The organism is Serratia sp. CY47280 (genome assembly GCF_052168655.1).
Taxonomy (GTDB): Bacteria; Pseudomonadota; Gammaproteobacteria; order Enterobacterales; family Enterobacteriaceae; genus Serratia; species Serratia bockelmannii.
Window position 1 is genome coordinate 535,411 of sequence record NZ_JBJNMG010000002.1, and the last position, 10,533, is coordinate 545,943.

General features: G+C 64.7%; 12 protein-coding genes. 7 read left to right on the plus strand and 5 right to left on the minus strand.

What is annotated here, in order from left to right; all coding sequences use genetic code 11:
* The first annotated feature begins 19 nt into the window (after positions 1 to 19).
* The 4 genes from ACJ8J4_RS12050 to ACJ8J4_RS12065 are packed head-to-tail and all read left to right on the plus strand — an operon-like array spanning position 20 to position 3,672.
* Positions 20 to 1,180 (plus strand): ABC transporter permease, encoded by a 1,161-nt coding sequence (locus tag ACJ8J4_RS12050; protein ID WP_089195656.1) that lies wholly within the window; start codon positions 20 to 22, stop codon positions 1,178 to 1,180.
* Positions 1,177 to 2,112 carry an ABC transporter ATP-binding protein gene (locus ACJ8J4_RS12055; RefSeq protein WP_049208912.1) on the plus strand — a complete coding sequence of 312 codons (936 nt, stop codon included), beginning with the start codon at positions 1,177 to 1,179 and terminating at the stop codon, positions 2,110 to 2,112. Before ACJ8J4_RS12050 ends, ACJ8J4_RS12055 begins: the two co-directional genes overlap by 4 nt.
* Positions 2,109 to 2,882: an ABC transporter permease gene (locus ACJ8J4_RS12060; protein ID WP_043137004.1), complete on the plus strand. Its 774-nt coding sequence runs from the start codon at positions 2,109 to 2,111 to the stop codon at positions 2,880 to 2,882. Before ACJ8J4_RS12055 ends, ACJ8J4_RS12060 begins: the two co-directional genes overlap by 4 nt.
* 28 nt (positions 2,883 to 2,910) lie before the next feature.
* On the plus strand, positions 2,911 to 3,672 hold the full coding sequence (locus ACJ8J4_RS12065) for a phosphate/phosphite/phosphonate ABC transporter substrate-binding protein (protein ID WP_080271245.1): 762 nt from the start codon (positions 2,911 to 2,913) through the stop codon (positions 3,670 to 3,672).
* 6 nt (positions 3,673 to 3,678) lie between these two features.
* Here ACJ8J4_RS12065 and ACJ8J4_RS12070 read toward each other — a convergent pair whose 3' ends face one another.
* Complete coding sequence (locus ACJ8J4_RS12070; protein WP_025302046.1) at positions 3,679 to 4,398, minus strand: SDR family oxidoreductase; 720 nt, start codon at positions 4,396 to 4,398, stop codon at positions 3,679 to 3,681.
* 134 nt (positions 4,399 to 4,532) lie between these two features.
* Between ACJ8J4_RS12070 and ACJ8J4_RS12075 the strand changes: the two genes are divergently transcribed.
* Positions 4,533 to 5,444: a LysR family transcriptional regulator gene (locus ACJ8J4_RS12075; protein WP_197835287.1), complete on the plus strand. Its 912-nt coding sequence runs from the start codon at positions 4,533 to 4,535 to the stop codon at positions 5,442 to 5,444.
* Here ACJ8J4_RS12075 and ACJ8J4_RS12080 read toward each other — a convergent pair.
* From ACJ8J4_RS12080 to ACJ8J4_RS12095, 4 genes are all read right to left on the minus strand, one after another.
* Positions 5,432 to 5,608 carry a hypothetical protein gene (locus ACJ8J4_RS12080; RefSeq protein ID WP_162837922.1) on the minus strand — a complete coding sequence of 59 codons (177 nt, stop codon included), beginning with the start codon at positions 5,606 to 5,608 and terminating at the stop codon, positions 5,432 to 5,434. The two genes, ACJ8J4_RS12075 and ACJ8J4_RS12080, sit on opposite strands and share 13 nt — an antisense overlap.
* A 103-nt stretch (positions 5,609 to 5,711) precedes the next feature.
* On the minus strand, positions 5,712 to 6,635 hold the full coding sequence (gene yedA / locus ACJ8J4_RS12085) for a drug/metabolite exporter YedA (RefSeq protein WP_025302048.1): 924 nt from the start codon (positions 6,633 to 6,635) through the stop codon (positions 5,712 to 5,714).
* A 110-nt stretch (positions 6,636 to 6,745) separates the two neighbouring features.
* Complete coding sequence (locus ACJ8J4_RS12090; protein WP_025302049.1) at positions 6,746 to 7,240, minus strand: DUF2878 domain-containing protein; 495 nt, start codon at positions 7,238 to 7,240, stop codon at positions 6,746 to 6,748.
* Between the two features lie 176 nt (positions 7,241 to 7,416).
* Positions 7,417 to 8,070: a helix-turn-helix transcriptional regulator gene (locus ACJ8J4_RS12095; protein ID WP_025302050.1), complete on the minus strand. Its 654-nt coding sequence runs from the start codon at positions 8,068 to 8,070 to the stop codon at positions 7,417 to 7,419.
* A 103-nt stretch (positions 8,071 to 8,173) separates the two neighbouring features.
* Between ACJ8J4_RS12095 and ACJ8J4_RS12100 the strand changes: the two genes are divergently transcribed.
* Entirely contained in the window at positions 8,174 to 9,628 is a 1,455-nt protein-coding gene (locus ACJ8J4_RS12100) for an MFS transporter (protein WP_025302051.1), read from the plus strand.
* A 30-nt stretch (positions 9,629 to 9,658) separates the two neighbouring features.
* Positions 9,659 to 10,507, plus strand: a complete 849-nt coding sequence (locus tag ACJ8J4_RS12105) for a helix-turn-helix transcriptional regulator (RefSeq protein ID WP_089180675.1) — start codon at positions 9,659 to 9,661, stop codon at positions 10,505 to 10,507.
* The last annotated feature ends 26 nt before the right edge of the window (positions 10,508 to 10,533 follow it).

Below are 10,533 nucleotides of genomic sequence, written 5' to 3' on the forward strand. Positions count from 1 at the left end.
AGGGAGCCGGAGCGTTTCTTTGACTATCGCCGTAAAACATCGCGTCTTGTTGACGCTGTTCATGCTGTTGCTGCTGGCCGCGTTCGGCCTGCCGTTCCTCAGTTATGCCCCCAATCGCCTGTTGTCGGGCAAAAGCCTCTCCTTGTTCTCCCTGCTGCACGGCCCGGCGCTGTGGCTGCTGTTGCCGCTGGCGGCATTGGCGATCCTCAGCCTGTTGCCGCCGACGCGGGGGCGGGCGCTGCTGGCGGCGCTGGCCGCCTGCGGGGTGTTGACGCTGGCCTTCTGGATCAGTGGGCAGGCCGCCGAACGCCTGGCGCAGGAGGGGTCGCGCCTGGCGCGCACCTCTTGGGGCAGCGGCTGCTGGCTGACGATGGCGCTGAGCCTGCTGATCGCGGCCGACGCCATGGCGCGCCTCACCGCGTCGCACCTGTGGCGCATGCTGGGCAACGCGCTGGTGCTGGTGCCGCCGGCGCTGCTGCTGTTCGGGCATCAGCTCGATCAGCTGTCGCTGCTGAAGGAGTACCACAATCGCCAGGAGGTGTTTGACGCCGCGCTGTTGCAGCACCTGACCATTCTGCTGGCGACGATGGCCCCGGCGCTGGCGATCGGCGTGCCGCTCGGGGTGCTGTGTTTTCGCTCCGAGCGCTGGCAGAGGCCGATTTTTTCCGCGCTGAACATTATCCAGACCGTGCCTTCCATCGCGCTGTTCGGCCTGCTGATTGCGCCGCTGGCGGGGCTGGCGGCGGCGGTGCCCTGGCTGGCGGAGCACGGCGTCAGCGGCATCGGCATGGCGCCGGCGATTGTGGCGCTGGTGCTGTACGCGCTGTTGCCGCTGGTGCGCAGCGTGGTGGCGGGGCTGCAGAGCGTGCCGGCCGGGGTGATTGAGTCCGCCACCGGCATGGGGTTGACGCGCGGGCAGATTTTCCTGCGCGTGCAGCTGCCGTTGGCGTTGCCGCTGTTCCTGACCGGCGTGCGCATCCTGGCGGTGCAAACCGTCGGCATGGCGGTGGTGGCGGCGCTGATCGGCGCCGGCGGCTTTGGCGCCATCGTGTTCCAGGGGCTGCTCAGCAGCGCGCTGGATCTGGTTCTGCTGGGGGTGATCCCGGTGGTCATGATGGCGGTCATCGTCGATTCGCTGTTTAAATTTTGGGTTTCAATCCTGGACGTATCGCGCCGATGATTCACTTTGAGCAAGTCAGCAAAATTTTTCAGGGCAAGCCGGCGGTCGACGATCTCACGCTGCACATCGCCGAGGGTGAATTCACCGTGTTGATCGGCACCTCGGGTTCTGGCAAGTCCACGACGTTAAAAATGATCAATCGCCTGATCGAACACGATCGGGGCAAGATCCTCTTTGCCGGCGAAGAGATCCAGTCGTTTAAACCGCAGGATCTGCGGCGGCGCATGGGCTATGCGATCCAATCGATCGGCCTGTTTCCACATTGGACGGTGGAGGAGAACATCGCCACCGTGCCGCAGCTGCTGAAATGGCCGCGCGCGCGCATCCGCGATCGGGTTACCGAGTTGCTGGAGCTGCTGCACCTGGAACCGGATCTGTTTCGCCGTCGCTACCCGCACCAGCTTTCCGGCGGGCAGCAGCAGCGGGTCGGAGTGGCGCGCGCGCTCGCCGCCGATCCCGAGGTGTTGTTGATGGACGAACCGTTCGGCGCGTTGGATCCGGTCACCCGCGCGGCGCTGCAGGCGGAGATCGCCCGTATTCATCAGATCTCGGGCCGCACCATTGTGCTGGTGACGCACGACATCGACGAGGCGTTGAGCCTGGCGGATCGCCTGGTGCTGCTCGATCAGGGGCGGGTGGTGCAACAGGGCACGCCGCTGACGCTGTTGACCGCCCCGGCCAACGATTTCGTGCGCGATTTCTTCGGGCGCAGCGATCGCGGCATCAAGCTGCTGTCGCTGGGTACGGTGGCGGAGCGGGTGCGGCCCGGCGTCGCTGGGGGCGAGCCGATCGCCGCCGCCATGAGCCTACGCGAGGCGCTGTCGGTGTTCGTGGCGCGCGGCAGCGACTGCCTGCCGGTGGTGGATGAACGGGGCGAAGCGTTGGGGGTGTTGCATTTCAACGATCTGATCGCCGGGCAGGCGCTGTCATGAGCGGGCGCATCGGGCGCCTGCTGCGCGATCCGCTGCCCTGGACGCTGGCGCTGCTGTTGGCACTGGTGTTCGACATGGATCATCTGCGCGGCCTGTTCGCCGCCTGGTTCCCTGATTTGGAGCGGCCCATTTATCAGCAGGACAGCTTTATCGCGCTGGTGGGGGCGCACCTGTCGCTGGTGGCGATCTCCAGCCTGATCGCGGTGGTAATCGGCGTGGCGGCGGGCGTCGCTGTGACCCGACGCAGCGGCCGGGAGTTTCGTTCGCTGGTGGAAACGGTAGTGGCGGTGGGGCAGACCTTCCCGCCGGTGGCGGTGCTGGCGGTAGCGGTGCCGGTGATGGGCTTCAGCGAGCAGCCGGCGATCATTGCGTTGGTGCTGTACGGCCTGCTGCCGATCCTGCAGGGCACGCTGGCGGGCATCGAATCGGTACCGCCCGCCACGCGCGAGATCGCCCGCGGCGTGGGGATGAGCGCCTGGCAAATTCTGTGGCGGGTTGAACTGCCGCTGGCGGCGCCGGTGATTGTCGCCGGGATCCGCACGTCGGTGATCATTAACATCGGCACGGCGGCCATCGCTTCCACCGTCGGTACCAAAACGCTCGGTTCGCCGATCATCATCGGCCTGAGCGGGTTTAACACCGCCTATGTGATCCAGGGCGCGGCGGTCGTGGCGTTGTTGGCTATTATCACCGATATGCTGTTCGAACGTTGGGTGCGTTATCTCACCGCCTGGCGCCAGCAGACGCTGGCGACCACTCCGGCGGGGTAAGGGGGAAATGATGCAGGTGTCTCTACCGATGTACGGCGTTGGCCGGGAGCAGGCCGAATCCTTCTGGCAGGTCTTGCGCGGCAAGCTGCTGCGGCTGGGGTTGCCAGCGGCGCCGGAACGGCTTAGCTGGCCGGACGATCTGGCGCAGCATTGGCGGCGCGAGGATCTCTTGCTCAGCCAAACCTGCGGTTATCCGTTGGTCAGCAGCCTGCCGCAGGTGCAGCTGATCGGCACCTATCATTATCGGGTGGAAGGGTGCGACGGGCCAAATTACCGCAGCTGGCTGGTGGTGCGCGCGGGCGACTCCGGCGAACGGCTGGCGGATTTTCGCGGCCGGACGGTGGCGTATAACAGCACCGATTCCCAGTCTGGCTACAACGGCTTGCGCGCGCTGATCGCGCCGCTGGCGCAGGACGGGAAATTCTTCGGTGCGGCTATCGCCTCCGGGGCGCATTACCAGTCGCTGAAGCTGATCCGCAGCGGGCAGGCGGATATCGCCGCCATCGATTCCATCAGCATGGAACTGCTGCGCCGCGCGCAGCCACAGGCGCTGGAGGGACTGAAAATCATCGGCCGCACGGCGGCGGTGCCCGGTTTGCCGCTGATCACCGCAGCCGGCACGCCGCCGGAACAGGTGGACATCCTGCGCGCCGGCGCCCGAGCGATGCTGGATGAGGCGGTCAGCGACCGCCTGCTGATCGGCGATTTCAGCCTGGTGCCGCGCTCGGCCTACCAGATTATCACCGTGCTGGAGCAGCAGGCCGCCGCACAGGGCGTGACGGCGCTCTAGCCGCCGTTACAGCAGGCCGCCGCCGTCGATGTCGATCACGCTGCCGGTGACGAAACCGTTCTCCATCGCCAGCAGGTAACCCGCCGCGACGTCGGCCGCCTGGCCGATCCGGCCGACCGGCAGGCTGCCGCTTACGCGCTCGAACAGCGCCTGACGCTGCGCGGCGCTCATGCCGTCGTAGGCTTCGGTGGCGGTGATGCCGGGGCTGACCACGTTCACCCGCCGCGGCGCCAGCTCCTTCGCCAACTGTTTGCCGACCGCTTCCAGCGCGGCGTTGATGCCGGTTTTGATCAACTGACCGCCAAGGTATTTACGCGACAGCTGGCCGGAGGTCAGGGTGATCGAGCCCTGCGGCGCCAGCGTCGGCAGCGCCGCCTGCACCGCGCGCAAGCTGCCCCAGAATTTGACGTTGAAGTCGGCCTGCGCCTGCTCAAAGGCCGTCTCCGCCAGCGGTTTCGCGTCCACCAACGGCCCGGCGGTGATCACCAGATGGTCGAAAGCGCCGACGGCGGCAAACAGCGCATGCAGTGATGCTTCATCGGTCAGGTCGGCCTGCATCAGATGCAGCGCGTCGTTTTTCTCCCCGGCGTGGGGAAGGCGACGTGAAGCCAGCACCACTTCAGCGCCGCGCGCCGCCGCCGCGTAGGCCACCGCGGCGCCAATGCCGCTGGTGCCGCCCAGGATCACCAGCTTTTGTCGTTTCAGGGGGGAGTCGGGAATCGTCATGTTAAGGCCTCTTTTTAGGTAAGTTTCAACGGGATCTATCTTTCCTGATTGAAAATGAGGAAAAAAGCCCGCCTAATAGCAAACACTTGTAAATTAATATTAATAATTGATTGGGCTAAAAAGAGGGGAAATACATGACCTCATTTGTCGATCTCGAGGTGTTTGTCCGCACGGTGGATGGCGGCAGTTTTTCCGCCGCGGCGCGCGCGCTGGACATGACGCCGGCGGCGGCCAGCATTGCGGTGAAAAGGCTGGAGCAGCAGCTGGGCGCGCGGCTGCTGGTGCGTTCTACCCGCAGCCTGAGGTTGACGGAGGAGGGGGCTCGCTATCTCGACAGCGCGCGCCTGGCGCTGGGCGCGTTGGCCGAAGGAGAGCAGGCGATCCGCGAGAAGCATCAGGGGCTATCCGGGGTGCTGCAGATTTCCGCGCCGTCGGATTTTGGCCGCAATTTGCTGCTCTGCTGGCTGGATGAGTTCCGCCTGCAGCACCCGCATATTCAGCTGCAGCTCCTGATCAACGATCGGCAGGCCGATCTGTTTCGCGAACCGGTGGACGTGGCGTTGCGTTTCGGGCCGTTGGCCGACTCTTCGCTGGTGGCGCTGCCCATTTTGCCGCAGCACCGGCGGCTGATCTGCGCCAGCCCGGATTACCTGCGGCGGCATGGCGCGCCGCAAACGCCAGCCGATCTGGCCCGGCACAGCATTCTGGTGTATCAGCCCAGCGGCAAACGACAGGTGGAATGGCGGCTATGGCGCGGTGAGGAACTGATCGAAGTGCCGTTGAACGGCAGCTATTTTACCGATGACGGCGAGGTGGCGCGGCGCTGGGCGCTGGCTGGCCATGGGGTGGTGCGCAAGTCGGCGATCGACGTGGTGGCCGACATTCGCGCCGGGCGGCTGGTGCAGCTGTTACCGGAATGGCGCAGCGACGCGGTGCCGATCAATCTGGTCTGCCCGCATCGCTCGCAGGTGTCGGAACGCGTCAGGCAGCTGCAGCGCTTTTTACAGCAGCGCTGTCAGCGTTGGATGGACGATCACTTGGCCTGAAGGGTTTCGGTTTGCGCCGGCGTGGCGGCGGTATCCCCGGCAGGCGCGCTTTCTTCGTGCGGGGTGGTGGAACGGGTGTAGATGTTCAGCCCGGCGAGGAATACGCCGCCCAGAGAACCGAAGGCGCACAGGGCGATGACGATGAGGAACGCTTTTTTCAGCATAGGAATAATTTCGCAGGTTGCTTGGAACAGCGGGAATTATAGCCCCTTCGCCGGGTGAAACAAGAATCGTTTTTAACGGCGGCCCGCAGACCGCCCTTTGTGATCACCGCCGTTCGCAGTCGATGGCCTGTACGTTGGCCGGGCGGGCGAACAGGTATTTTCCCAGCGTCACCAGCACCACCGCCGCCACGATGATCACCAGCGCCAGCCACTCGCGCGGCGCCAGCGATTCGCCGGCAAAGCCGATGCCGAGCAGCACCGCCACCACCGGGTTGACGTAGGCATAGCTGGTGGCGACCGCCGGGCGCACATTCTTCAACAAGAACATATAGGCGCTGATCGCCAGCATCGAGCCGAAGACAATCAAGTACCCGAGCGCCAGAAAGCCGCCGGTGCTCGGCATCTGAGCCAGGTGCTCGCCGCTCAGCCGGCTGGCGACCAATAACACCACGCCGGCGACCAGCATCTCCGCCGCGCCGGCCATCGGCCCGGCCGGCAGCGAGATGCGCGATCCCAATACCGAGCCAAAGGCCCAACTGGCCGACGCCAGCAAGATCAACAGCGCGCCGGTCGGGTTGCCCACCAGGTTGTTGCCGGTGTTGAGCAGCACGATGCCCACTAACCCGAGCGCAATACCGGCCCATTCCAGTTTGGTGTTGCGCATGCCCCACAGCAGGCTGAAGCAGAGGGTGAACAGCGGCACCGTCGCCACCATCACCGCGGCGATGCCGGACGGCACATGTTGGTGTTCCGCCACCGTCACCAGGCCGTTGCCTACCGCCAGCAACAGAATGCCAATGGCGCCGGCGGCCAGCCACTGCTTCGGCGTCGGCAGCGCGTGGCCGCGCCAGGCCAGGAAACTGAACAGCACGATGCCGGCAATCAGAAAGCGAATCCCGGCCATCATCAGCGGCGGCCACTGCGCGACGCCGAGGCGAATGACGAAATAGGTGGAACCCCAAACGATATATAACGTGAACAACGCCCCGATCAACGGCAGGACGCTACGGCTTTGTTGGCTAAGCATAGGGATGTGTTTTTGCAGGGATGATTATTATTAGAACGCTCAGTAAACCCGATTGGGCAACCGATAAGCAATGGCTTTCGGCATTATTTTTCCCGACTGCCGCAAGCCGTTCAGCTGTTCCGCCGCTTCCACTGCAGCCAACTGACGGCCGGCAGGTAAATCGACCAGCCGACGGCCAGCAACAGCAGCATGAACTCCGGCGGCACGCCGGGCAGTAACACGCCCAGCTTCCAGGAGACGGCGTAGGCGAAAGGACCGACGGCGGCGCCCAGCACCGCCAGCGGCCAGGGCGCCGCTCTGACCACGTCCAGCAGCCAATACCACCAGCAGCCGAAGCCGATCCACAGCGCGAGGGTCCAGAGCGGCAGGCCGTGTTGCCCGCTGTAGTGCAGCACGCCGCTGTAGCTCCATAGCCCATCCATGCCGATACCGCCCAGGGCAGCCAGAGCCGCGCCCTTACGGCGGGTGGCAGGGGTAAAGATCAGCGCCAGCGCCGCGCCGGCCAGCAGTAGGCCGTTGAGCCGATCGCGAGTCAGCAGCGCCAGCAGCCAGCAAACGCCCAGTCCCAGCGTCGCCAGCCAGAATCCGGCATGCGGCTTCTTCATCGTTCAACTCCCGTGGGGTTACTCTGCCGCTGCGCGCTTAGCGCCGACGGATTTGCCAAGCGGGCGCGAAGCCCGCTGTTTGCCTGAATGTTCGTTAATTCAACCTTAGAAGGGAAGGTGTGGGGTGCACAAGCAGAATAATCTGTACCGGTTGAAAACGTGGGCAAAAACCGGTGTTACAGGAGCGAAATCCGGTAGGCGCAGCGGCGCGAGCCGGCCAGAATGTGTTCGGCGCGCTCCACCTGCGCCTGCAGCACTTCGGTGAAGATACTCAGCTCCGCCCGGCAGAAGCCCTGGCAGACGGTGGCAGCGGCGCAAATCGGGCAGTGGTTTTCCACCAGCAGATAGGCACCGTCCTCCTCCTGGCGCCATTCGGCCATATACCCTTCGCGACAGCGGATCTCGGTCAGGCGCGCCACGCGCTCCTGCAGATCGGCGGCGCCAATCATCGCCTGCTTGTAGTTGATGCGGTTTTCCTGCTCGCGGGTTTCGATCAGCACGTCGAGCGCCTGTTCGCCCAGCTTGTCGCGCACGGTGCGCAGCAGCTGAACCGTCAGGTCCGCATGGGTATCGGGAAAGCGCGCATTGCCGGCCGAGGTCAAATGCCACAGCTGTACCGGGCGGCCTACGCCGCGCGTTTCCGCCACCGCTTCGACCAGCCCCTCTTTCGCCAGCTTGACGAACTGCTGGCGGGCCGCCTCACCGGTGGTGCCGAGCACCTTTCCTGCGTCAGAAGCTTGCTGCGGGCCGCGGGTTTTCAATAGCGTCAGCAAGCGGTCACTGACCGATTGTGCGGTCTTTCCGCTATTTTCCAAGTTTATTCTTGACATATTTCTCCGCCTCGCCCTAACTTATTCCAAGATAACTCTTGTTAAATTTAACGCAATCTTATGATCAACTCAATGCCATTCCTCTGAAAACAGGACGACAACCGTGATAACCCATGACGATAGCCGCTGGAGCGACCTTTTCTCTGGCAAAAATGCGGCCAGTGCGATCGCGCTCTCGCTCGGCGTGGCGCTGCATGCCATCAATATTCTGGTCGCCACCACCATCTTGCCCTCGGTGGTGCAGGATATCGGCGGGCTGGATCTCTATGCCTGGAACACCACGCTGTTCGTGGTGGCGTCTATCCTCGGCTCCGCGCTGTCGGCCCGCTTGCTCAGCGGCTACGGTGCGCGCAGCGCCTATCTGGTGGCTTCGCTGTTCTTCATCGCCGGGGCGGCGCTGTGCGCGCTGGCGCCGAGCATGCCGGTGATGCTGATCGGCCGCACGGTGCAGGGCTTTGGTGGCGGGCTGATCTTTGCGCTCTCCTACGCGATGATCAATCTGGTATTCGAGCAGCGGCTGTGGCCGCGCGCCATGGCGCTCATCTCGGCGATGTGGGGCATCGCCACCCTGGTGGGGCCGGCGGTAGGCGGTATTTTCGCCGAACTGAACGCCTGGCGCTGGGCCTTCGGCATTCTGCTGCCGATCATGGCGCTGTACGCCGCGTTTACCTTCCTGATCCTGCCCAAGGGCAAAGCGCAGCAGGCGGCCGCACCGTTGCCGACCGCACAGCTGCTGTTGCTGACCGTGGCGGTGCTGGTGGTGTCCGCCGGCAGCCTGGCGCACAGTGCCTGGATCAACCTGGCGGGCATCGCGCTCTCGCTGGTGCTGATGGCCTGGTTGCTGAAGCGCGAAGCGCACTCGCGCGCCCGCCTGTTGCCGCACGGCGCACTGAGGCGCGGCTCATCGCTGGCGGCGTTGTACATCACGACCGCGTTGCTGGTGATCGGCATGACCAGCGAAATCTTCGTGCCTTATTTCCTGCAGCTGCTGCACGGCCAGTCGCCGCTGATCTCCGGCTATATCGCCGCCGCTATGGCCGCCGGTTGGACGTTGTCCGAGATCCTCAGCTCCGGCTGGCGCGGAGCGGGCATTCGCCGGGCGATCGTCAGCGGGCCGCTGTTCGTGCTGGTGGGCTTGCTGGCGCTGGCGATCCTGATGCCGATGCCGTCCGGCGGCCACTGGCAGGCGTTGGCGCCGATCGTCATTGCGCTGTTGCTGGTGGGATTCGGCATCGGCTTCGGTTGGCCGCACCTGCTGACGCGCATTTTGCAGGTGGCACCTGAAGCGGACAAAGATATCGCCGGCGCTTCAATTACCACGGTGCAGCTGTTCGCCACCGCATTCGGTGCGGCGCTGGCCGGGATGATCGCCAACCTGGCGGGGCTGAACGATCCGGGTGGCGCGACGGGCGCGGCATCGGCGGCGCGTTGGCTGTTCCTGGCGTTCGCGCTGGCGCCGCTGCTGGCGGTATTCAGCGCCTGGCGCTGCGCGGCGATCGCGCCGCCGGGGGCCGAGACGGGCAATTTTGTACAAAACCCGCCCTCGCGCGAGTGCTAGAATGCCTCTCATTCAGCGGAGGTAGGCAAGATGAAGGCGGAAGGCATAGCGCGCAAAGCATCCCGGGAGCAGGCTCATTTTATGCACGTCGACGATCTTGGCGGGCTGGAAGTGCTGCAGGCCACCTACCGCCGCCAAACCTTCTCGCGCCACAGCCATGAAGGCTTCTGCGTGGGCGTCATCGACGATGGCGCCCAGCGCTTCTACCGCACCGGCGGCGAACACGTGGCGCCGCTGGGCAGCATCATTCTGGTCAACGCCGACGATATTCATACTGGCAGTTCCGCCACCGAAGAGGGCTGGTCGTATCAGGCGATGTACCCGACGCCGGAGCTACTGGCCTTTTTATCGCGCGATCTGAAAACCGGCGCCGGCGCGACGCCTTATTTTCCCAACCCGGTGGTGCACGACGTCGGCCTGGCTGGCCAGTTGCGCATGGCGTTCAGCCTGCTGCGCAGCGATGAGAACCGGCTGATGAAGGAGACCATGGTGTTCTCGGCGCTGACCTGGCTGATGCTGCGGCACGGCAAAAGCCGTATCGATCCTGCGCCGCAGAGCCGGGCGCAAAGCCAAGTGGCGCGGGTGAAAGCCTTTCTCGACGATTTCCCCGAGGCGGACATTTCGCTGCTGGAGCTGGCGGATCGCGTGGCGCTCAGTCCTTATTACCTGCTGCGGCAGTTTCAGCAGGCCACCGGCCTGCCGCCGCACGCCTATCAAATTCAGGCGCGGCTGCGCAAGGCGCGCGGCATGCTGAAGGCCGGCAACAGCGTGCTGGACAGTGCGTTGAGCTGCGGCTTTCACGATCAAAGCCATTTCCACCGCCATTTTCGCAAGTCGATGGGCGTCACGCCGGGCGACTACGTCAAATCGCTGAAATAGCCGGGCAATCGGGTGCAATACCCGTG

Bases quoted from the DNA above. Each gene is read 5' to 3' on its own strand.
- ACJ8J4_RS12055 (WP_049208912.1), top strand. From the start codon at position 1,177: ATGATTCACTTTGAGCAAGTCAGCAAAATTTTTCAGGGCAAGCCGGCG.
- ACJ8J4_RS12060 (WP_043137004.1), top strand. From the start codon at position 2,109: ATGAGCGGGCGCATCGGGCGCCTGCTGCGCGATCCGCTGCCCTGGACG.
- yedA (WP_025302048.1), bottom strand. From the start codon at position 6,635: ATGCTTAGCCAACAAAGCCGTAGCGTCCTGCCGTTGATCGGGGCGTTG.
- ACJ8J4_RS12090 (WP_025302049.1), bottom strand. From the start codon at position 7,240: ATGAAGAAGCCGCATGCCGGATTCTGGCTGGCGACGCTGGGACTGGGC.
- ACJ8J4_RS12065 (WP_080271245.1), top strand. From the start codon at position 2,911: ATGTACGGCGTTGGCCGGGAGCAGGCCGAATCCTTCTGGCAGGTCTTG.
- ACJ8J4_RS12095 (WP_025302050.1), bottom strand. From the start codon at position 8,070: ATGTCAAGAATAAACTTGGAAAATAGCGGAAAGACCGCACAATCGGTC.
- ACJ8J4_RS12070 (WP_025302046.1), bottom strand. From the start codon at position 4,398: ATGACGATTCCCGACTCCCCCCTGAAACGACAAAAGCTGGTGATCCTG.
- ACJ8J4_RS12080 (WP_162837922.1), bottom strand. From the start codon at position 5,608: ATGCTGAAAAAAGCGTTCCTCATCGTCATCGCCCTGTGCGCCTTCGGT.
- ACJ8J4_RS12075 (WP_197835287.1), top strand. From the start codon at position 4,533: ATGACCTCATTTGTCGATCTCGAGGTGTTTGTCCGCACGGTGGATGGC.
- ACJ8J4_RS12105 (WP_089180675.1), top strand. From the start codon at position 9,659: ATGAAGGCGGAAGGCATAGCGCGCAAAGCATCCCGGGAGCAGGCTCAT.